The organism is Peribacillus sp. NPDC058075 (genome assembly GCF_042885195.1).
GTDB lineage: Bacteria > Bacillota > Bacilli > Bacillales > DSM-1321 > Peribacillus.
The window spans coordinates 325,379-347,922 of record NZ_JBHVSL010000001.1 but is presented as its reverse complement, the minus strand read 5'-3'; the positions used below and the strand labels follow the sequence as shown (position 1 = coordinate 347,922).

Annotated in this window: 21 protein-coding genes; 5 read left to right on the top strand and 16 right to left on the bottom strand. The window is 41.3% G+C overall.

The annotated features are described in order from the left end of the window. Positions 1–782: 782 nt before the first annotated feature. Genes ACFVS1_RS01775 through ACFVS1_RS01765 form a run of 3 tightly spaced genes read right to left on the bottom strand, consistent with a single transcriptional unit; the run spans position 783 to position 1,624 of the window. Positions 783–932 carry an FbpB family small basic protein gene (locus ACFVS1_RS01775; protein ID WP_095393069.1) on the bottom strand — a complete coding sequence of 50 codons (150 nt, stop codon included), beginning with the start codon at positions 930–932 and terminating at the stop codon, positions 783–785. Beyond that, positions 925–1,092 carry a Fur-regulated basic protein FbpA gene (locus ACFVS1_RS01770; RefSeq protein WP_352925234.1) on the bottom strand — a complete coding sequence of 56 codons (168 nt, stop codon included), beginning with the start codon at positions 1,090–1,092 and terminating at the stop codon, positions 925–927. The genes ACFVS1_RS01775 and ACFVS1_RS01770 overlap by 8 nt, the downstream gene beginning before the upstream one ends. Next, a complete protein-coding gene (locus ACFVS1_RS01765; RefSeq protein WP_387544881.1) occupies positions 1,064–1,624 on the bottom strand; it encodes a flavodoxin domain-containing protein in 561 nt (186 codons plus the stop codon). The genes ACFVS1_RS01770 and ACFVS1_RS01765 overlap by 29 nt, the downstream gene beginning before the upstream one ends. An 807-nt stretch (positions 1,625–2,431) precedes the next feature. Here ACFVS1_RS01765 and ACFVS1_RS01760 point away from each other — a divergent pair. Next, positions 2,432–3,067 carry a hypothetical protein gene (locus ACFVS1_RS01760; protein WP_387544880.1) on the top strand — a complete coding sequence of 212 codons (636 nt, stop codon included), beginning with the start codon at positions 2,432–2,434 and terminating at the stop codon, positions 3,065–3,067. A gap of 151 nt (positions 3,068–3,218) precedes the next feature. Here the strand turns inward: ACFVS1_RS01760 and ACFVS1_RS01755 are convergent, their stop codons facing one another. The 10 genes from ACFVS1_RS01755 to kdgD all read right to left on the bottom strand — a co-directional run bounded on the left by ACFVS1_RS01755 (position 3,219) and on the right by kdgD (position 14,770). After that, entirely contained in the window at positions 3,219–3,869 is a 651-nt protein-coding gene (locus ACFVS1_RS01755) for a DsbA family oxidoreductase (RefSeq protein ID WP_387549174.1), read from the bottom strand. Between the two features lie 253 nt (positions 3,870–4,122). Beyond that, positions 4,123–7,158: an efflux RND transporter permease subunit gene (locus ACFVS1_RS01750; protein WP_387544878.1), complete on the bottom strand. Its 3,036-nt coding sequence runs from the start codon at positions 7,156–7,158 to the stop codon at positions 4,123–4,125. A gap of 722 nt (positions 7,159–7,880) precedes the next feature. Then, positions 7,881–8,579, bottom strand: coding sequence for a polysaccharide deacetylase family protein (locus ACFVS1_RS01745; protein WP_352925226.1), 699 nt, complete (start codon positions 8,577–8,579; stop codon positions 7,881–7,883). Positions 8,580–8,681: 102 nt separating this feature from the next. Continuing rightward, positions 8,682–9,131 (bottom strand): ASCH domain-containing protein, encoded by a 450-nt coding sequence (locus tag ACFVS1_RS01740; RefSeq protein WP_352925225.1) that lies wholly within the window; start codon positions 9,129–9,131, stop codon positions 8,682–8,684. A gap of 42 nt (positions 9,132–9,173) precedes the next feature. Beyond that, a complete protein-coding gene (locus ACFVS1_RS01735) occupies positions 9,174–9,644 on the bottom strand; it encodes a VOC family protein (RefSeq protein ID WP_387544875.1) in 471 nt (156 codons plus the stop codon). A gap of 57 nt (positions 9,645–9,701) precedes the next feature. Beyond that, a complete protein-coding gene (locus tag ACFVS1_RS01730) occupies positions 9,702–10,022 on the bottom strand; it encodes a hypothetical protein (protein ID WP_387544874.1) in 321 nt (106 codons plus the stop codon). A gap of 113 nt (positions 10,023–10,135) precedes the next feature. Continuing rightward, a complete protein-coding gene (locus tag ACFVS1_RS01725; protein ID WP_387544873.1) occupies positions 10,136–10,588 on the bottom strand; it encodes a GNAT family N-acetyltransferase in 453 nt (150 codons plus the stop codon). Between the two features lie 164 nt (positions 10,589–10,752). Continuing rightward, positions 10,753–12,288 (bottom strand): galactarate dehydratase, encoded by a 1,536-nt coding sequence (gene garD, locus ACFVS1_RS01720; protein WP_387544871.1) that lies wholly within the window; start codon positions 12,286–12,288, stop codon positions 10,753–10,755. A 67-nt stretch (positions 12,289–12,355) separates the two neighbouring features. Then, positions 12,356–13,819, bottom strand: coding sequence for an alpha-ketoglutaric semialdehyde dehydrogenase GucD (gucD, locus tag ACFVS1_RS01715; RefSeq protein ID WP_387544870.1), 1,464 nt, complete (start codon positions 13,817–13,819; stop codon positions 12,356–12,358). A gap of 18 nt (positions 13,820–13,837) precedes the next feature. After that, positions 13,838–14,770 carry a 5-dehydro-4-deoxyglucarate dehydratase gene (gene kdgD / locus ACFVS1_RS01710; protein WP_387544869.1) on the bottom strand — a complete coding sequence of 311 codons (933 nt, stop codon included), beginning with the start codon at positions 14,768–14,770 and terminating at the stop codon, positions 13,838–13,840. 320 nt (positions 14,771–15,090) lie between these two features. On the opposite strand from kdgD, the gene ACFVS1_RS01705 reads away from it, so the two are divergent. From ACFVS1_RS01705 to ACFVS1_RS01695, 3 genes are all read left to right on the top strand, one after another. Continuing rightward, complete coding sequence (locus ACFVS1_RS01705) at positions 15,091–16,452, top strand: MFS transporter (protein ID WP_352925215.1); 1,362 nt, start codon at positions 15,091–15,093, stop codon at positions 16,450–16,452. 31 nt (positions 16,453–16,483) lie between these two features. Next, the gene (gene gudD / locus ACFVS1_RS01700) at positions 16,484–17,842 is read left to right on the top strand and encodes a glucarate dehydratase (protein WP_387544868.1); all 1,359 of its coding nucleotides are present in this window, start codon (positions 16,484–16,486) and stop codon (positions 17,840–17,842) included. Between the two features lie 161 nt (positions 17,843–18,003). Then, entirely contained in the window at positions 18,004–18,705 is a 702-nt protein-coding gene (locus tag ACFVS1_RS01695; RefSeq protein WP_352925212.1) for a FadR/GntR family transcriptional regulator, read from the top strand. Between the two features lie 356 nt (positions 18,706–19,061). Here the strand turns inward: ACFVS1_RS01695 and ACFVS1_RS01690 are convergent, their stop codons facing one another. Continuing rightward, positions 19,062–19,820, bottom strand: a complete 759-nt coding sequence (locus ACFVS1_RS01690) for an SDR family oxidoreductase (RefSeq protein ID WP_352925211.1) — start codon at positions 19,818–19,820, stop codon at positions 19,062–19,064. Positions 19,821–20,011: 191 nt separating this feature from the next. Between ACFVS1_RS01690 and ACFVS1_RS01685 the strand changes: the two genes are divergently transcribed. Next, positions 20,012–20,620: a TetR/AcrR family transcriptional regulator gene (locus tag ACFVS1_RS01685; RefSeq protein WP_387544866.1), complete on the top strand. Its 609-nt coding sequence runs from the start codon at positions 20,012–20,014 to the stop codon at positions 20,618–20,620. A gap of 42 nt (positions 20,621–20,662) precedes the next feature. On the opposite strand, the gene ACFVS1_RS01680 is transcribed toward ACFVS1_RS01685, so the two are convergent. Then, complete coding sequence (locus tag ACFVS1_RS01680; RefSeq protein WP_387544864.1) at positions 20,663–21,364, bottom strand: alpha/beta fold hydrolase; 702 nt, start codon at positions 21,362–21,364, stop codon at positions 20,663–20,665. Positions 21,365–21,541: 177 nt separating this feature from the next. Then, the gene (locus ACFVS1_RS01675; RefSeq protein ID WP_387544862.1) at positions 21,542–22,438 is read right to left on the bottom strand and encodes a LysR family transcriptional regulator; all 897 of its coding nucleotides are present in this window, start codon (positions 22,436–22,438) and stop codon (positions 21,542–21,544) included. Positions 22,439–22,544 lie beyond the last annotated feature (106 nt).

The following is a 22,544-nucleotide window of genomic DNA, read 5'->3' as shown; positions in this document are numbered from 1 at the left end:
AGCTATTCCGATCGCTGGCAGAAGATGTGTTATATAAGGATGCTCAATAAAATGGAAGGCGATATAGATTTTTATATCGCTTTTTTTATGAAGGTTCTGGTTTCTTAGGGTATGGAATGGAACGTAAAGTTAAACCCGGTAAGACTAAGCATAACTCTAAATGAATTTTTAGTGGCCATATTGCAATTTTAGGTGGCTAAAACACTTCTTTATATCGCAATCGGAGCTGGTTTATGCTGACTGAGTCACAGCTTCAAGTACTCTTGCTCATATGTGGACTGCTATTTGGATTAACCTACAGCTTTATAGAGCCAACCTGGCAGCTACTCTTACCGCCTTGCCATAAAAAAAGGGAATTCCACACTCGGATTCCCTACTCTCACGTGTCAAACAGTTGCAAATATATTAGTCAAGATGATTAAAGAGTGGAAATCAACGTTCAAATTTTATAAACCCTCAAAAAAGGGTTTCCGTTGTTTTCAGAAATCAGTCGACAAACTGAACCGAAATCAAAAAATGGATTTTGGTTTTTGATTTTGGCTCTTTTCGTAAAGATTGTTGTTTTTAAAACAAAACGATTTAAGGTTGATTGAAGCGGAAGTGCGAGACTCCTGCGGGAGCAGCGGGACAGGTGAGACCCCACAGGCGTTCACGCCGAGGAGGCTCACCGCCAGCCCCGCGGAAAGCGAGCATCTGGAGGGGAAATCAACCACACCGCACTACTTGGTAAATAGCAGTAAATAGCAACAAAGTATGCGAAAACAGCCTTGATTTTTAACCAGTCATGATTGTACTTGCTTACTGCCCTTTTTTTCATTGATTGCTTTTTGATCGATTTTTGTATAGATGCGTTCCACTTCAATTTTGTCATGCAACAGAAGTTCGCGGTTTTCTTTTAGAAGTTCAGTATAAGATTTCCTTCTCCTAGACATTTTTTAAATCTCCTCTCAAGTGGTTGAATTCCTTCTGTAAAACTACTATCGGAAGCTCGTATAGTTGTTTATTATATTTTTTAAAAATCCCGGATTTCAGAAGTTCTTGTATAAGTTCCTCTTTTTTTGCTTCAGCCTTTGAACTTAATTGGGTAATCATCAAGGACCCTCCTTAACAAAAATAAAGACTTTTGGTATTTGGGGCTGCCTAGCTTCCGATCCCACATGTAGAATCTCCATTTCTTCCTATTGCTTCCCCATATAAGGGCATGCTCTGCAAAGTCTTCGCATTTCCTTATTTGTTCGTATGTACTGCTTTCATGGTGTATATTCAATACTCGATCATATACATCAAATCCAAATTGCTTCATTTTATCGGAAAGAATATCTATCGCGGCGCAGGGTTTCGATTGGGTCAAGTCGCCGGCACCAAAGAATGCGACTTTCACTCCAGCAAAGTCCACTTGGTCAATTTCCTCATAAAACTCGTGTGCCTCATACGGTAAATCTTCAAGATTCCATGTATATAAACCAATAAAGGCCAAATCAAAATCCTTTAAAGCATCAACTTCAACAGTATCCAATCTTTCCATATATACTTCACAGCCGACAGCCTTCATTCTATTCTTTATGTTTATAGCCATTTTTTCGGTATTACCGGATAAACTGACATAACCAATGAATACCTTCATCCATATCACCTTCATAATTGAGAATTACTTTCATTACACACTTCACTATAAATGAAAATGATTCTCATTGTCAATTATTTATCTCCGTTTATATTAAGCAGTCCTTCTTCATCTTAAAAATAATATAAATGTCCTAAAAATTAAGTGAGAAAACCAAAATATCTAGGTAAAATAACCTACATTTTCACAAAAAAACATGATACACTATGTAATAATTTAACTATATAGGTATATATAACAAAACAAAACAACACCTTCCGATGATTATATCTGCCTTTTAGTTTTTGTAATAAATCCATAAATATATGATTTTATTATGGAAAATAATTATTTAAGATGAGAAAAGTGCTTTTTCTATTTTTATTTTCAGTACTTTTGTTCACTAGTTTTCCTAATCAATAAAAAGCAGAAGAAACAGGTCCATCTAAAGAATTAACAGAAGTAATAATACAAGAGGCAGAGCCAACAATAGACCTGGATTCACTACCAAATCTTGCAAACACTGATTATTCACCAAATAGCCTTTCTAATGGAAATGAATCAGTTATCACTCCATACGGACTTTCTTTCGCGCGCGGAACGGTTGGCTGTTATGTCATAAGTAAATCTGCCTATTGCCCTTGGACAATACAAGTTGGTGGCAACTTCCACAATTAGAAATGAATCATCTGACCGATTGTCTGCTGGAAAATACCGTGCAAAACTTGGTGGAACGTTCAGGACAGTAAAAAATGGTACTTATTCAGCCATTGCAAATGGTTATAGTTATTTTGAGGTTAAATAAAAAACATACTAGGTGGGCTACTAATGGAATGGTTGAAACCTTCTGAAGCTAATAATCAGTTCGAAAACAATACAGACAGTTTTTCAGATTTCAAAATCAGGGAATTTACCCCTAATTCAAATTTCGAAAAAAAATATTCACTATTAACTCAATTCTTTTTACTGTTGGGTTGCCAAGATGAAAATAGTGTTACTTCGTTATTTGTCGATAGAATTGATAATCAAGTCATCGAAGAAATTATTATGCATTTTGACAACACCAAGATTTTATTAGAAAACGAAGTACCATCAGAAATAATGTTAAATAAGCCGAATCAAGAATCTCTCTCCTTGATCAGGTCGAGTCACATAAATCCAATAATAAAAAATCTATATGGGACAATTAGCAAATCACAATATGAATGGAAACCACAAAAATCATACAAGATAATACCTGAATTTATAGAGAAATACGAAGATATGGAGTTCGATAAGGTGTTAGCTTATTTAAAAAACACATCAAAGGGGCCAATATTCTCGCTCTCCTTATACAATTGGACTTTAAAAGATTGTTTAAAAGATACTTTTGCCATTAGATATTTCACTCATAAGTGTAAAAATGCTTATATATGGGTTGATGATTCTAATATTATTACTACAATTCAACTAGAATTACATTAAAATACCCCTTTTATATTAAACAGTAAAAGAACAGGTTTTATTGTTTGATAAAAGGGTTTTTTCTGTAAGTATTCTAATCAAGCCCTATTTTAAGTAGCTTGAAATGACCTTACTGTTGTAAATTCTCATTTCCCTGACAGTAAAAACGTTATTAGCAATTACTCATACCATCACATTGCAATCGATCAAATTCATTCCGTTTATTTTTTGCTTCCTCCTTCTCAATGACTTGCGCAAGCCTTTCTTTGCTGGCTAGCCCTTGAATGACTTCATCACCAATAATAAACGTCGGGACAGCCCTGATATCTAATTCTTCATAAGCATGTTTGAGTGCTTGTTGGTGCAATTCCCTATACGTTCTTGACACTAATGCTTCTCTAAAAGCATCTATGGGAAGTTCAACTTCACCCGCTAATTTTGTCAATACTTCAATATCTTCAATATTTTGTTCCTCTTGAAAAAACGCTGTAAATACTCTGTTGTGAAACTCGTTCCCTTTTCCGTGCTCCTTGGCAAAATGGCACCCTTCGAACGCCAAATGTGTATATGGATGCGGGGAGACACGGGGCAAACGCATATCAACCCCTAGCTTTTTCGCAGCAGGAAGAATGTAAGAATCCCATGAATTCAACTTATCGGGTTCCTTCCATGGATCAATTTTGGCATGTGGACTCGGACGCAATTCAAATGGCATCCATTCCACTTCTACATCCTTTTCCTTCACGATTTCGTCCAAAGGACCTTTACCTAAAAAACAAAATGGACATATAAAATCAGAATACGCTTTAATTTTCACTGTCATCATATATTCCCTCACTTTTCATCATTGGCTAAACTTGTAATCGAATCAGTTACAGCGCAGAGCAAAAAAATTAATATAAGAGCATTACATTCAGTAACTGCACAGTCGATTGCTTCCTGCCATTGTATCGAGTCTGCTGTAATCATTTTAGTTACAGGTTAAAGGGAAGTCAACCATTATTTTAAAAGACTATAGAAAAAAAGTTTGTAGAGAAAGCCTTGCTTCCTCTACAAACTTTTTTATTAAAGCTTCCTTACATCTCGATTTGTTCGTTAACGGGTTCTCTCTTTTTCCTTCTCTGTTTTTTCGATTTTTTGTAGTACAGCAATTCGTATATACATGGAATGACGATAAGTGTGAGCAGTGTAGACACAGCTAGCCCGCCAATGACAACGATCGCTAAACTTTGTGAAACCAAGCTTCCTGTTTCCGCTTTTTTATATAAAAGCGGCAGCATGGCACAAATCGTTGCTACAGCCGTCATGATGATCGGACGGAATCTTGTAGCTGTCGCTTCGACGATCGCTTCACGGATGATCATTTTTTCTTCGTTTTGTTTGACTCGATCCAGAAGCACAATCGCGTTTGTCACCACAATTCCAATCAACATGAGAGCACCCAGCAGTGCTGTAATATCCACTGGAATACGACTGATAACCAATCCTAATACCGCTCCAATAGCAGCGAATGGCAAGGAAAATAGAATGGCTATCGGTGCTTTGATCGATTTAAATGTTATAACCATGATTAAAAAGACAATGCCGATCGATATTAACATCGTAAGGAACAAGTCGGAAAAATCATCTGTCTGCTGAGCACTCGCCCCCCCGACTAAAATCTCTACATCATTCGGAATATCAAGGCCTTTGTTCTCGTTATCACCAAATATCTCAAGATTTATTTTGCTTGCAATATCCGAAAGCTTAGTCGGATCTACCGTTGCCGTTAATTGAAGATACGTTTCTCCATCTTTATGGAACTGCGTTGTTGCACTCTCTTCGCTCTTTAAAGAAGCAACCTTAGACACCGGAGCTAGACCGCTGTCTGTCATAATTGGAATACTTTTTAAATCATCTGGTTCTTTAGGATCCAAGATGGGTTCGAGGACGACAGGGGTCTGCTTATCCTGCATGGTTATATTGCCGATAGGTGTTTTATTGAGCATGATACCTAATTGTTGACCGATTTGTTCTGTATTGCCTTTAGCTGGATCTACCTTGAATGAATAAATCGTTTTCTTTTCGTCTTGGTTTGTTTTAACATCTTCAATACCTTTAATATCCTGAATACTTTCCTTGACCTTATTGGCCGTCAGTTCCAAATCTTCAACATTACTGCCGATCACATCTATCGTAATGTTCGTCTTCGATGCCCCCATCATAAACGAGGAAGCGGTGGCCGTAAGCTTCGCATCAGGGTAGTTTTCTTGCTCCTTTTCCATTTTATCCAAGATTGAATCTACATTTGCTTTATCCTTCACGAGGATGCCAAAAGTTGCTTCTGTCGGTGATGTGACTGCTCCATATTGGGCTGTCTCGGCTGAGTTTCCTAATTGCATGAATACATTATCCACTTCATCCATAACCTGCATCGTTTCCTCGAGTTCAATCGCTTTTTCCTTTACTTTCTCATAGGGCTGATCATTTGGATAAGTTAATGTCACGGAAACATAGTCTGCTGAAGAATTATCAATCGCCCCTTTTGGCATGGCAAAATATGTACCAACGGAACCGACAAACAACAGCAAAGCAACAATCAAGACTACCCATTTATGATTTAATGACCAAGTAACCAGCTTGGTAAAACGCTTGGCCGGTCGATGCTTTGGCAGCTCCGTCCTTTTCAGCAATCCTGCGCTCATTAACGGAACAACCGTTAATGCCACAATTAAAGAAGCCAGCAAAGAATAAGTGACCGTCAAAGCGAAAGGAAGAAGAAACTCTTGAAGCCCTCCATTCAATAAAGCAACCGGCAAGAAAACGGCTACTGTAGTGAGGGTTGAAGCTGTTATCGCCACTCCCACCTCTTTCGTTGCATCCATCACCAATTCGACAGAAATCTTCTCCTGCTGCATTTTCCGGAAAATATTTTCAATAACAACTATACTATCGTCCACCAAGCGCCCGATTGCTACAGCGACACCGCCCAGCGTCAAAATATTCAGCGTCACTCCCGACAATGACAGCAAAAATAACGTAAAGCCAAGAGATAACGGTATGGAAACGATTGTAATGAATGTGGATCGCACATTCCGTAAGAAAACCATGATTACAATCGTAGCGAATAGCGCACCCAGCAAAACTTCTTTTACCATCGTCTGAACGGAAGTCTCCACCATATCAGCTGTGGATAAATAAATGGTCGATTTCTGGTCACTATACTTTTCATTAATTTCTTTTGCTACTTTTTCAACCTCTTTACTGATTGTGACAGCATTTGATTGACTGTCCTTGATAATGCTTAAGTCAATGCTTTCCTTTCCATTAAAACGACTGATGAGGTTGCCATCCTTCGCTTCTTCAACTTTTGCTATCTCTCCAAGTGTGACATTTGGAGTTACCTTTAGCCCTTTTAATTTTTCTATACTTGTTAAATCCCCGATAACCTTGATGTTACTTGCCTTCCCATCAATCACTTTTTCGCCTACGGCCAGAGCTGCATTCTGACCGTTAAGGACGCTCATGACATCTTGAATGGAGACTTTCTTTTTCGCCATTTCTTCATTATCCACTTTGACTGAAAGTACGGATTGCGAAATTCCAAATGTCTGTACATCCGAAACCCCTTTAATATCTTTATACAAAGGCTCTAATTCTTTCTTGGTAAAGTCTATATTTTCAGCTGTTAATCCATCCTTAAAAGTAACAGCTACAAATGAAATGGGAATCATAGATGTATTTAACTGTGTAACAGTGGGCTTTGCCATGCTTTGCGGCAATGCTACACTGCCTAAAGCTTCTTGAACATCCATTTTCGCTTGTTTCATATCCGATCCTGCTTCAAAGAATAGATCTACTTTTGAAAACCCATCTCCAGTGGTGGAGTATATGGAACTTTTCCCTTTAACTCCCGTAACTGCTCTTTCAATTGGATCTGTAACTTGTGCTTCCATCGTTTTCGAATCGGTGCCCTGCCCCATTGTGATAATCGTAACTTGAGGATTATCGGCAGATGGTAAAAATTCCATCGGCAGTTTAAAATAACTGACAACTCCGATCAACAAAATAAATATGGTTACCAATGAAACGGCAGCCTTGTTCTTAAACGCCCACTTAGTAAAAAACTCCACGTACATATCACCCCTGATAATAATTTATAAGAAAATAATCCCATTTCAAATATTACCATATATTACTAACGTATGAGTGTTAATTTTTTATTGATTTTTATATTTTTTTATGTATATCGATGAAGAGAACTTTTTCCACATAAAAAAGGCTGCACAGCAGCCTCCAGTGATTTTAGACAAAAGGAGTTTTTTCTAAATTTTAAACCAAAGTTGGAACGTAAGGTACAAGACTCCTGCGGGAAAAGCGTTCTCACGGTAGACCCCGCAGGCGCAAAGGCGCCGAGAAGGCTCCCGGACCGCCCGCGGAAAAGCGAGTGTCTGGTGAGGAAAGCAACGTGCAAATTGTATAAACCTATTTATATCCTTTGAAAAAAAGCATAACGATAGCAAAAACCATTACCCCAATAAGTAATAACGGGCCGATGCCCGAGCTATACACGAAGTATACCGTGATGTGCCGAAAAATGAGCACGACAAGAAACAGGAATAACAGGAAACACAACAAGATGATCAGAGCGGTATTTTTATTCCGATACAAGTAACCAGCCCCATTTTAAAAGCTATATTTACACTATGGGAAACTCATGCGATGCATGCCCTTACAACAACATCCGTTAAGAAACAATATGCAGCCCATGTTTTGTACTATTCTGTATCTCACATAAAAAAGGGGTGCCGCAGCAACCCTTTTCTTCGAAAATCGTTCGGACGGTATAATGAAACTACATATCTTGAAGTTCATTGACCGTTACAAACCTATACCCTTCGTTCGTTAACTCTTGTAAGATCCCTTCAATCGCTTGAAGTTCTTTACCCGTATCATCATACATCGGATGCATCAGGATGATCGAACCTGGTTGTACATTTTCCTTCACATACTTCACTTTGTCTGAAGCGGAAGTGTAATAGCTGTCTGGTTCCAGATTCCAGGTAATGGTCTCTCTATCATTTTCATTTAAATAATAAGGCAAACCTATGATTTTTTTCCCGTTTGGCGGCCGGACGTCAATCTCACCCTTATATCCCGATTTTTGAATGAATTTATCCGTTTTCTCGATTTCCACCTTGATATAAGAGGGCGATTTAAACACCATCCGCCTGTGGGAATACGTGTGATTCCCAATCTGATGTCCTGCTTCGGCTATTTTCTCAGCTTCCTCTGGGTACTTTTCCATTTCATTACCAATCAGAAAGAATGTTGCTTTTACATCATATTTATTCAATAACGGAAGGATCTGATTTACATTCTTTGATGGGCCATCATCAAAAGTCAAAGCGATCACTTTTTCATTCGTCTCGACTTTATCCGTTAATCCACCGAATACCTGATATGTTCTTGAATTCATTAATTTATACGTACCAAACAATAGCAGGAAAACAAACAGGATTCCCAATCCAATGAATATCCGTTTCTTTTTCATGCAAATACCTATCTTTCTATAAGTTTTTTAATCCAATGACCTATTATAGCAAATCACTGAACGAAATCACTTATTGCTCTCTTCCGATCAATCCGGCTACATTCACTTTACATGTATCAATTCAAAATGCTCACACACTAGCAGCATATCTACTTTGAAGGTGCGGCCGATTTTGTCCAGTGCTTCTTTAAAAAATTTTTCATGTGTGTTCCACCAGTATGTATATGTTCGATCGCCTTCCCCTTCTGCTATCGCAAACTCCTCACTCACTTCATTCATGGGCAATACTTCGACTTTTACCGTTTTTATGATGGCTAAGGGATCTTCCTCACTGCTTAAAATAATGCTGTAATCACCCACGGATGGAAGTGGTTCATTTTCCTCTACATAAAAAACATACCCAGAGCATGTAGCCGTTTTTCTTCCATCCATCACTAATTGAGCCAAATAATCGGGATCGTCCCCGAATTGCCATGCACTGACTGCCTTGGGTTTTTCTTCGTCTTTCCCCTTCCAAAATGCATTCCAATATAATTCCGCTTTGACGTTCATTCTATGATTCTCCCATTCTTACTCAAAATTCCCACCCATTCGTCATTCGTTTTTTTCACTTCTGTATTCATGTTCCCATTCACTTAAATACATACGATTCTTGATTTTTTTTGGATTCTCCAGTTTACTAATAAACTCCAAACTGTTCCCATCTGGATCATTAAAGTGAATTTTTGCGTGGGCATATTCCCCGTGAGGCATCACGAAAGGTTCAATTGGCAGAAAGCCAAAAGCCTCTCTTGGCATATAGCCTCTATCTTCCAGCCATGCGACTGAGGACTTTAATTCTTCCAATGATACTTGAAAAGCGATATGCCGTAATGAGGGATGATATTCAACTTTCACTTTTTCCGTTTCCCAAAGCCCCAACCAACTTTTATCCTTTTCAATCCATAGAAAAGCCAGGTTGTCTTCAACTTTATGATCCAACTGCAAACCAAGCCCCTCATAGAATTCGATGGAACGTTTCAAATCACGAACCGGTAAATGTGCTTCATATAAACCTCTTATCATTGAACCGCTCCTTTATAGTCTGACCCCATTAGCTTAGACCTACATACAACCCTTTATCTAATTTGTTCTACGGGGCCATTCTATTTCACCAGTTAACAGCAAAGTGATGACGATAACCCAAAATATAAAGAAAGATGAGGAAAAAACCAAAGAAATGATAGAAATCACTTTTTTCTCCGTTTTCTTCAAAATTCCCATGACAGATAGGACGATACCGGTAATCGTAAGGATAAATGTTATATAATCATCCGTCAGACTCCCGATATTTTCCATTCTAATAGGTGTAATAAAAACAGTAAAAAAGCAAATGATTCCAATGATGAATGAAGTAAAACTGATTACACCGTACCTCTTCTGAATACATGCTTCGTTTTCCATCTAGCACACCCTTTCATTAGATCCTGCACTTCTATTAATATCTCACAAATAATTTTAACATAAAATACCAGACAAATTGTTGTGCACAGAAAAAGGGGGCAAAAGAAGGTAAATTAAAGCTTCATCTTCATGCCTTCATGAGTGGCTTTAAATCCTAAACGTTCATAAAATCGCAGCGTTTCTTCCCGTTTTTTATCGGTCGTCAGCTGAATGATATGGCAGCCCCGCTTCCTGGCACGGTCAATAGCAAATTGAATCAACTTGGTCCCAATGCCTTTCCCTCGTTCTGAAGATGCCGTCCGAACTCCTTCGATCGTAGCTCTCCAACCGCCTTGATAGGTAATATAAGGAGTGAACGTGATTTGCTGCACCCCAACGATTTCCTCACCTAGACATGCTACGATCAATTCATTATTTCCATCTGCATCAATGGATTCAAATGCTTTTAGGTAGCTTTCAGGAAGGGGATTTTCATAGCGCTCCCTTTCCCTCCCCAAAACATCATCCGCAAGCATCTGTACTATGTCACTTACATCTTTTACTGTCGCATTCCTGAATGTGATCATGCTATCCCTCCTGATATGTACTTTTAGTATCACCTTTTTTTCGTCATGATGAAAACCAGTCGTTCATTAAGAACTTCTGCTAATATTCCGGCGGTCCTCTTTTCTGTAAGAAAAAAAGGACCGACTTCCTCTATATAAAAGGAAGTCAGTCCTGTAAATCTTTATTAGGTAATTGGCGCAGGATTGAACAGTGCCAAATCATTATGCAGACCCCAATGCTCTGCCCAGGTTTTCTTTTTACCGCTGGCCACTTCCAGAATAAGGTGAAATATTTCCCACCCAACTTCCTCAATGGTTGCTTCACCAGTAGCGATAGTTCCAGCATTTATATCGATCAGATCTTTCCATTGCTCTGTCAATGTATTTCGTGTAGATACTTTAATGACGGAAGCCATTGCGAGATTATAAGGTGTGCCTCTTCCAGTTGAAAAAACTTGAAGGTGCATACCGGAAGCGAGCTGCAGCGTTCCGCAAACAAAGTCACTGGCTGGAGTAGCTGCAAAAACCAGCCCTTTTTCCGTTGCTTTTTCACCTGGAGCCAATACGCCTGAAATGGGGCTGCCTCCGGATTTGGCAATGGAGCCTAATGATTTTTCCACTACATTGGCCAATCCGCCTTTTTTGTTTCCTGGCGAAGGATTGGCACTTCGATCGGCATCACCTAAAGCAAGGTAATTATCATACCAATCCATTTCCCTTATTAAGGCTCTCCCTACTTCTTCATTCACTGCACGAGGCGTTAATAGGTGAATCGCATCCCGTACTTCCGTGACTTCAGAGAATAGAACGGTTGCCCCTGCCCTAACTAACAGATCTGTAGCATATCCTACTGCAGGGTTAGCTGTCACACCAGAAAATGCATCACTTCCCCCGCACTGCGTACCGATGACTAATTCGGAAACCGGAAATGTCTCCCGCTGCCTGCGGTTCAACTTGATTAAACGTTCCTCAGCCATTTCCATAATGGATTGGACCATTCCCGCAAATCCCTGCTGATCCTGAAGTGAAATGATATCTGAATCATCCCCGCTTGGATTTATTCTCATTGGAGACAGTTTTTCACACCCTAATCCAACTACCAAGGCTTCCCCGCCGAAATTCGGGTGTTTCGCAAGGTTCTGTATCGTCCGAATGGGAATAACCGCTTCCGGTGCATTGATAGCGACCCCGCACCCATAGTTGTGATTTATGGCGAAAACATCATCAACATTGGGATACTTCGGGAGCAGCTCCTTTTTTATCCGGTTCACGACAAAATCCAGAACGCCCACTACACATTGAACGCTAGTTGTAATGCCTAATATGTTCTTGGTTCCAACACTGCCATCTTCATTGCGGAATCCTTGAAATGTATACCCTTCAAGTGGGGGTAAAGTTTTCGGTATATCATTTGCTACAGATAATGCCTTTAAATCTGGAGAAGCCGGCAGTATCACCAACGACTCGTCAATCCAACTGCCCTTACTGATTGTTTCAGCCGCATAACCGATAATTTCCCCATAACGTATGATGGCTTCATTCTCGATTATATCCATTAAAGCCACTTTGTGACCTTGTGGTACTCTTTCTTTCAATTCAAGCCCACAAGGGAAAGCGGTTCCTTGTTCCAAGCCCCCTGTATTAACCACGATGGCGACATTGTCCATCTTATTTACCTTAATATAAAGCGGTACCTCTGTAAGTTGCGTTTTCGTATCCACTTTACCACTCCTTCATCCTAATAAAGCTAACAGACACCACTAATGACACGGGCCGGTTATTATATTATTATTTTACAAACACCGTTTTAATGGATGTAAAAAACTCTTTTGCGGCTTCTCCTTGTTCACTTGAGTGGGAGCTGGAGTTTTTCATGCCGCCAAATGGCGCCTGCAATTCAACGCCTGCGCTCTCAGCGTTAACCCTGATCAAACCCGCTTCCATATCGTTAACGAATGAAAGCAAATGTTTGATATTCGCTGTGAAAATTGAAGCACTTAGACCGTATTCCACGCTGTTCGCAAGTTGCAGGGCCTCTTCAACGGAATCAGCTTTCAATAAAGCAATCACCGGACCAAAAATTTCTTCCTGTACAATCGTCATATCAGACGTGCAGTTATCAAAAATCGTAGGCTCTACATAAAAGCCATTTGCCTGAGGACCTTCTTCAGCACGCTTCCCGCCAATTAGAAGTGCACCGCCTTCTTCCACTCCTTTTTCAATATAGGAAAGTACCGTATTCAATTGATTTTCGCTAGCACATGGTCCCATCCATGTCCCACTGTCCAATCCATCCCCGATGGAAATGCCTTTCGTTTCATTCACCAACAGCTGCTTGAACTCTTCATAAACTTCAGCTGCAACGATGACACGGCTTGTCGCAGTACATTTTTGTCCCGTTGAACGGAACGCACCTGTAATGACGGCTTCTACAGCCAGATTAAGATCCGCATCCGCTGCAACGATTACCGGATTTTTCCCGCCCATTTCAAGCTGGTATTTCGCTCCGCGTGCTAACGCCGCTTGTCCAATCCTTTTTCCCACGCCATTTGAGCCGGTAAAGGTAATGCCGTTTACATCTTCGTGATTGGCGATGCCCTGCCCGATGACACTGCCCGGTCCTGTGACCATATTGATTACACCCGCCGGTAAACCGGCTTCTTCAAAACACTCCATGATCTTCGCACAGGTGATGGCCGTCTCGGTGGCTGGCTTGACCACAATCGTATTCCCATAAACGAGAGCAGGGGCCATCTTCCAGATTGGGATGGCGATTGGGAAATTCCAAGGTGTTATGACGCCCACAACACCAAGCGGGACTCGCGTCGTGAACATAAGCGCTGAACTGTCTGTGGATGGAATGACATCCCCCACTTTACGCATCCCTTCTCCTGCATAGTATTTCAGGATCGCAATGCCGCGTGCCGTTTCCCCTTTTGTTTCAGCAAAGGTCTTTCCCATTTCCCGTGTTGCACATTCTGCGATTTCATCCATCCGCTTTTCAAGAATTTGCGCTGCTTTATATAGATACTCCCCGCGCTCTGAACCAGCGAGTTTGCGCCATTTGTCTTTCGCCTTTTTTGCCGCTTCCACAGCCAGGTTCAAATCTTCCTTCGTAGATTTTTGTACATATCCGACAATTGCCTGTTTATCTGCCGGGTTTAAACTCTTTTCAACTTCATTTGAAATAGAAGCAACCCATTCACCGTTAATATAGTTAAGATACGTTTTTGTTTGAACTGTAGTTATCATATATAATCCCCACCCTTATTAGATTGATTGAATTGGTGTTTCTTTTGGAAAACGATTTAAAGCATTCTCTAATATCGTTTGCATCTCTGCATAATGTTCTTTTTCCACCGGAAGAATTGGTAATCTGACTGTTTGCCCAACCTGCATACCCATAATCTCCATACCTGCTTTAATGAGAGAAACGGCATATCCTTTTCGCTGACGGCGAATGTTGTTGATTGGCATGATGACCTGTTGGTAAATTTCATTGACCGTTTCTTGATCTCCGCTCAAAATGCCATTATAGAATTTTCGTGAGATATGCGGAATGTAATTGGATATCGCCGATGAATAGGAGTCAAAGCCAAGTGGAACGTAGGCCGACATGGTAACTTCCGCAAGCGGCATTCCGTTCAGCCAGCCGAAACGCTTTCCGAACGTTTGTGTAAGAAGTCCATTCAACTCCATATTGCCTAGACCGTCTTTTACGCCGACCACCTGCGGGACCTGAGCAAGCGCTTCCAAAGTTGAAAGTGAAAATGACACATTATCACGCTGATATACTATGGAATTTAAGTCAGTACTTTCTGCGATGGCTTTGAAATAAGCCGCCAGACCAGCCTGTTCTCCAGTAACAAGATATGGAGGTAATATTAAATATCCGTCTGCCCCTCTATCCGCTGATATTCTGGCAAGTTCGAGGGAAGTTTGAATATTCCCGCCTACCCCTGTGTATACAGGTACTTTTCCAGCTGTTACGGATACGGCTACCTCTACCATCGCTTCATATTCCTCTTTACTTAACGAAGGATATTCCGCTGCTGCACATGCCACGAAAATAGCCTCGAGTCCCTCATCTAATAAAAATTGGATATTTTCGGCCAGTGCTTGTTCATCAAGCTTATTACTCGTTGTGAATGGTGCCACGGGAAATCCGAGAATCCCTTTAGGTGCCTTGCGAATCTTATTCATTTTTTATTCCCCCTTGTGTATTATTGTTTTATTGTAAGACAAATATACTGTATGGTCAATCGTATTTTTTTTATTTTCTGAAAAATCCAGCATTACTTCAAACCTCAATAATTTTGCTTCTACTATATACAAAAAAAGCACGATCATTAAGGAGCTAAAATGAAAAAAGATTTATAAAAAAAGCGATTGACAAACAATTTTATTTGTCTTACCATTGGACAAAACTAAATATTAAGAATTTTCACGAAGGAGGAAACGGTTAATATTGTAAGCGGTATCAAATAAAAATTGTAATTAAATACGATTAAGGAAGTGAGTATATGAACGCTGAAGAAAAAGTTTTTCAACCATCTCCTAAACTGCCAAGTGCCCAGAAAAAAACACGCACACGATGGTTCATTGTCTTTATGCTCTTTTTGGTCACTGCTCTGAATTATGCGGATCGTGCGACACTGTCGATCGCGGGTACGGACATGTCTGGTCAGCTTGGTCTCGATTCAGTCATGATGGGTTATGTTTTCTCCGCTTTCGCTTGGTCTTATGTAGCTGGACAAATTCCAGGCGGATGGCTTTTAGACCGTTTTGGCTCAAAAAAGGTTTACTTTTGGAGTATCACGTTATGGTCTACCTTTACGCTTTTACAAGGATTTCTCGGTTTTTTCGGTTCTGCCGGAACAGCTGTCATGGTATTGTTCGGACTGCGTTTTTTAGTTGGATTGGCAGAAGCCCCTTCCTTCCCGGCCAACAGCCGCATCGTTGCTACCTGGTTCCCAAGCCATGAACGCGGAACCGCGGCTGCCACTTTCAATTCAGCCCAGTATTTTGCAACCGTTCTCTTTGCACCGATTATGGGTTACATTACGTATAAATTTGGTTGGGAATACGTCTTCTTCTTTATGGGTGCTTTAGGAATCATCGTTGCATTCATCTGGCTGAAAACGATTTATGGCCCGAAGGAACATCCTCGTATCAACAAAGCAGAGCTTGAATATATCGAAGCTGGCGGCGCTTTGATCAATATGGATCAAAGCAGTACAAATAAGGAGGAAAAGAAAGGCGTCAACTGGGATCATATTAAGCAGCTTTTATCAAACCGCATGCTGTTAGGTGTTTATCTCGGACAATATTGCATTACGACGTTAACATACTTTTTCCTGACATGGTTTCCTGTGTACCTTGTACAAGAAAGGGGCATGACCATTCTTGAAGTTGGACTCGTCGCTTCCCTTCCCGCCATTTGTGGATTTTTTGGCGGCATTCTCGGAGGAACATTCTCGGATTTCTTGTTACGGAAGGGATTCTCATTGACTGTCGCCCGAAAATTCCCAATTGTTGTTGGGATGATTCTATCGATGAGCTTGGTAGCAGCAAACTATGTAGATACGGAATGGGTTGTCATTTTCGTTATGGCCCTTGCGTTTTTCGGTAAAGGATTTGGGGCACTCGGCTGGGCGGTAGTGGCCGATACTTCACCAAAAGAAATGTCCGGTGTCAGCGGGGGGCTTTTCAACACATTCGGTAACATTGCCGGCATTACAACACCGATCATCATCGGTTATATCATTGCCACGACAGGGTCGTTCAATGGGGCGCTAGTCTTTGTATGTGCCAATGCTCTTGTTGCAATTTTAAGTTATTTATTCCTGGTTGGTGAAATTAAACGGGTAGAGTTAAAGTCATAGTCAACTAAATATTCTAGTAGGGGGAAAAATTATGAACAATCAAATACTTAAGGATCATGTAAAAATCGGCACACCGGTAATTTCTGAAATGAGTGTTATTCCAGTTGCGGGCCATGACGGCATGCTGCTGAACTTGAGCGGTGCCCATGCTCCATATTTCACCCGGAATATTGTCATTCTAAAAGATAATGCGGGTAATACAGGTGTAGGTGAAGTTCCTGGGGGCGAAAAAATCCGCCAAACACTCGAAGATGCCAAACAATTGGTTGTCGGCCAGTCCATTGGGACATACAACAACATTCTAAATACCATCCGTAAGCAGTTTGCGGACCGCGATGCTGGAGGGCGCGGCCTCCAGACGTTCGATCTCCGTATTGCCATTCATGCCGTAACAGCATTGGAAGCGGCACTTCTTGATTTGGTTGGCCAATATTTAGGTGTTCCTGTCGCAGCCCTTCTCGGTGAAGGACAGCAGCGTAATAAGGTGGAAATGCTGGGCTACTTATTTTATTTAGGTGACCGCAATAAAACAGATCTTGGTTATTTAAGCGAACCGGAAGCGGAAGATGACTGGCTTCGCCTCCGTCATGAAGAAGCACTGACGCCCAAATCGATTGTCCGCTTGGCAGAAGCGGCCCACTCTCGCTATGGATTCAATGATTTTAAATTGAAAGGCGGGGTTTTACGCGGGGAGGAGGAAATCGAGGCGGTGACGGCACTTGCGGAACGCTTCCCTGAAGCCAGGATCACGCTTGATCCAAATGGCGGCTGGCTACTTGAGGATGCGATTAAACTTTGCAGCGATCAGCATCAAGTTTTAGCTTATGCGGAAGATCCATGCGGAGCGGAAAATGGTTTTTCCGCCCGGGAAATCATGACTGAATTCAGGCGTGCAACGGGCCTTCCAACCGCTACGAATATGATTGCAACGGATTGGAGGCAAATGGGGCATTCCATACAACTTCAATCGGTGGACATCCCTCTTGCCGATCCGCATTTTTGGACAATGCAGGGCTCCGTCCGGGTCGCTCAAATGTGCAACGACTGGGGATTGACATGGGGATCACATTCCAATAATCACTTTGACATATCACTTGCCATGTTTACACATGTTGCAGCAGCCGCACCAGGAAAAATCACTGCAATCGATACCCACTGGATTTGGCAGGATGGGCAGCGTTTAACGACAGAACCTTTTAAAATTGTCGGCGGAATGGTCGATGTCCCTTCCAAACCTGGACTTGGAATAGAAGTGGATATGGAACAAATCGAGAAGGCACATCAGCTTTATAAACAAAAAGGACTTGGTGCCCGTGATGATTCAATGGCTATGCAATACCTGGTTTCCGGATGGAAGTTCAATCCAAAATCTCCTTGCCTTGTGAGATGATTTTTTTTCCAACAATGCGTGCGTCTCTCTCTTAGAGCGGCGCATTTTACTTTTTTTGGACATAGCTCTTCTTATCCTCACATGCAAATAAGTGTATTATATTATATAATTAGTCTTACAGTATGAATACATATAGGATTTAACAGAAAAGGGGTTACACAATGGAAGAATCGTCAAAGAAACTAGGCGTACAATCGGTACATCGCAACACTCTTTCACAACAAGTCGTGGATCAAATTGTGCATCTGCTCGTGAGCGGACAAATGAAAGCGGGCGACAAACTGCCTCCTGAAATGGAACTTATGAAAGAACTTGAAGTAAGCCGACCTGTTTTACGTGAGGCGCTCAGTGCACTTGATACACTTGGTGTCATTACACGGAAAACGCGCGAAGGAACCTTTTTTAACGATAAAATCGGTACACATCCATTCTCTGTCATGCTGGCGCTGGCTACGGATAATTTACCAGCGATCATCGAAGCGCGAATGGCATTGGAGTTGGGACTGGTAACCATGGCTGCCGAGAAGATCACAGACGAACAGCTGGAGAAACTGCAAGTTACGATTGACACGATTGCCAATAGTAAAGACAACGATTATGGAGAAGCCGATAAAGAATTCCACAAGATCATTGCTTTAAGTGCAAACAATCCCATAATTGAAGGCATGATCGATTCCTTATTGATCACTCATAATAAAATAAATAGCCTGATTCAATTCAGAGAGCGGGAACTGACTGTGAAGTATCATAAAGCCATCTATGCGGCACTTGCAGCACATGACCCACATGAAGCATTCAGCCAAATGTACAAGCACCTTGATTACGTCCGGCAGAAAGTCCTTCAATATTCTCACGCCAATTAATATATCGTTTGAGAGGTATTGCAGCAAACTAATGGATCACTAATGGATCACTCAATGATCCAATTTCATAGGGAAAGTGGATTTTTTCAGGGAACCTATTTTGCTTCCAAGATTTCAGAGTTCACCTTATCTTTTAAATCCAATTGATAGCATAATTATTTTTAAAAAACTGGATAGTAGTCGAACTATCCAGCCCCCGCTTATCCACTTTCGATTGAAATGAGGTTGAAACTTCCTCTAGCAAATTGTCTGGCTACCCCAAATTCCCCCCCATCCAATGCTCCACTCAAAAAAATGCATCCCTGCTTACTGGCAGGAATGCATATATCAGTCACCAAGTTCTTGACCATTCTTTTTTAATATGCACTCCAACCAGCATCTGCGGTGATGACTGTTCCATTAACAAAACTGGAATCGTCTGAAGCAAGGAACAAAGCCACTTTAGCGATTTCCTCAGGTTTTCCATTGCGTGGATTGATAGCCATACCCAATTGTTGGCGAGAGATGCCAAACTCATTGATATTCGTCATGCTGGAACCAATATTTGTTTCAACTCCGCCTGGTGCTATAGCATTGCAGCGAATCCCTTCATTGGCATACATGAAGCCCGTGTTTTTTGTGAACCCAACGACTGCGTGTTTAGAGGCAGTGTATGCTGCGCCTGCTCGAGCACCGTACAAACCCCCAGCAGAAGCAATATTAATGATGACCCCTTTTTGTTTTTCTAAAAAGATCGGCAACACCTTTCTAGTCGAACGCATGACGCTTGTCGTGTTAATGGCAAAAATCCGATCCCATCTAGAATCTTCAATGTCTCCAGCAGGCTCCATGCCATCCATGATGCCCGCGTTATTCACCAAAATATCCACCGTACCATACGTACTGACCGTGGTATCGATCAAATGTTGAATATCTTCCTCTACGGCTACGTTTGTTTTAATGGCAAAGGCCATACCGCCATTCGCTTTTATTTCTTCTACCGTTTCGTTCGCACCATCAAGATTCAGATCCGATACGACGACTTTAGCCCCTTCTCTAGCATAATCTATAGCAATTTGTTTCCCCATGCCAGATGCTGCTCCAGTCACTACTGCCACTTTGTCTTGTAATTTCATTTGAACTCCCCCCATTCATTCTAGTGAAGTGATACTTAGTGTACAAGTGTTCATTAACTACCTTCCTTTATAGTATAATTAGTTTCACTAGGCTTACACAATCAGCAAATGATGACCTCGATGTTGAACAATGAACAGAAAGTGGTCATTTTGTTTATTAAAAGCACAATAACGAACAAAGGGTGAAGAAAATGACTGATCATAACACTGGGGTTGATAGAAGGATCAGGAAGTCCAAAATGGCTTTGAAAGAATCCCTCATATCATTAATGCAAAATAAGGATTTCAGGGATATAACAATTACTGACATTGTAGAACTCGCCGACCTTAATCGGGGTACATTTTATAAACACTATCAATACAAAGAGGAACTGCTTGAAGAGGTCATGGAGGATGTGATTGCCGATTTGATCATATCCTACCGGGAACCTTATAAGAACGTTGAACTTTTCACCATCAAAGAACTAACGGCTTCAGTCATCAAAATATTTGAACATGTAGCTAACTTTGCAAACATTTATACCCTCCTCCTAAAGTCGAATGCATGGCCTACATTACTGGAACGGATTTGTAATGAGTTAAAGAAACTTCCATTGGAGGACCTGGAAGATTACCTGCCGAATCCTAAAATCAATATAGAACTTGCCTCCAGCTACCAAGCATATGCGATATTAGGCATGATCATCGAATGGGTCAACACTGGCTTTAAATATAGCGCTGACTATATGGCTGAACAGTTGCTGGAATTCCTGAATAATAAATCGGTAAATTCCGTCTTTAAAATTAACCATTCATTTTAAAGCAGGAAAAAGAGGGCTGCATCGGCAACCCTCTTATACGTATTAAAGCGCCTGTCCTTTGGAAAGAAACCCTGTTACGGCAGCCAAGAACGCTGGTAAATTATCTTCATGGACAAAGTGTCCGGCATCCTCTATCGTCACCAATTCGCAATTCGGAATAAGCTCGGAAACCTCCTGCAATTTATTTTGGGGTATATGGCTCAACCCGCCCCCTATAACAAGCGTCGGCATCATAATATCGGTAAGACGTGCCCACCATTCGGGATCGGGTTCATTAAGCTGCTGTAGAATCGAAGGCACAACCTGCCAATCAAACGGCAGAGGGCCAGAAGGTTGGGAAGGAATCTCAACTGGTTCATCCGAGAAAGGTGGAGGCGTATCTTCGACAATCAACCTATCTATCCTCGAAGGAAAAGTTTGCGAGAAAAGATAGGAAACTGTTCCCCCCATGGAATGCCCCATAAGTGAAAACCTCCCCAACTTAAGCGCATCCGCAAAATGAAGCAAATCATCGCACATCAATTCAAAAGTGTATGTATTAGTTCTCGCACTCCCACCGTGACCCCGTTGATCTAAAGCTAATACACGATAATTTTCTCCTAATGCTGCAGCCACTTGATCCCATGACTCTGCACTTTTCCCCAGTGCGTGAAGAACAACCAGCGGCCGTGCAGAAACATCCCCGCTCTCCCGATATTGAAACGTGAGTCCATTCCATTCAATTTGATAAACCCGTATTTCCATCTCCGCTCATCTCCCAGGATCGGATTCATAATTTTGAACCCGATCTATTTTTAAAAAACCTCCTAAAATACTATGTTCACTATAATTTAATTATACTTTTTATGCCTTCACCCATTCATTCGTCCTAACGGCGACACTCCTGTCTTCATCCGATTATTTCGACCTTCTCCACATTATTCATCTTGGTCTGGCGGAGTTGGCGGCAGCGAAGTAATCCATGACAAATAACCGAAATTGCTTGGCTACTGGGGTGAAGTAGCGTTTTTCTGACCAGCCGAGCCCTATTGTTCTTTGACAAGCAGGTTCAGTTATTCGGATTTTATGGGATAATGATCCGGTTTGATGAAGCCATGTCAATTCGGATACGAAAGCGACTCCCAACCCTTTCCTGACAAGGTCCGAGATGACAGCTGGTTCATCTCCTTCGAAGGCGATGTGCTGGACGAATCCTGCTTCGAGGCAAAATTGGTCGGTGAGGCTGCGGAACCCGAATCCTGTGTTCATACTGATGAATGATTCATCTTTCACTTCTTGAAGTGTAATGCTTTCCATGCCTGCCAGCCGGTGATTGGGAGGCACGATCAAGTATATTTCTTCGGTGATCAGCGGTTCCCACTTTAAGTCTGGGCCTTCAATCGGAACCGATGATATGCAATAATCGATTTCTCCTTCTATTAGAAGCTGCTTCATGGATGATATGGATTTTAGGAATTGTTGAAAACGGACATCCGGGTATTGAGATAAAAATGTCCCCAATAAATCAGGCAGGACCCTGGGAATGGTAACGGCCAAGGTGATGTTCTTTTGGTCTTGATCTGTTAATTCCACTATTTCGCGCCTCCCTTCATTCAGTTCCGCAAAAGCACGTTCAACCCGGTTCAAGAAAATTCGTCCGGCTGCATTGAGCTTGATTTTCCGGTGTTCCCTATCGAACAGTGCGACTCCCAAATCCTCTTCAAGCCGGGATATGGTTTTACTGAGGGATGGCTGAGCAATCTGAAGTTGTTCCGCAGCCTTCGTCATATGTTCCAGCCGTGCTACGGTTTGAAAGTACTGCAGCTGTAAAATTTCCATTTTCCCACTCTTTTCACATAGATTTAAATCTATTATTGCATAATCAATTATGTATTATACAGTATCTGAAAAAACCATTATGATAAAATAATCTCTTGGTTAGAAA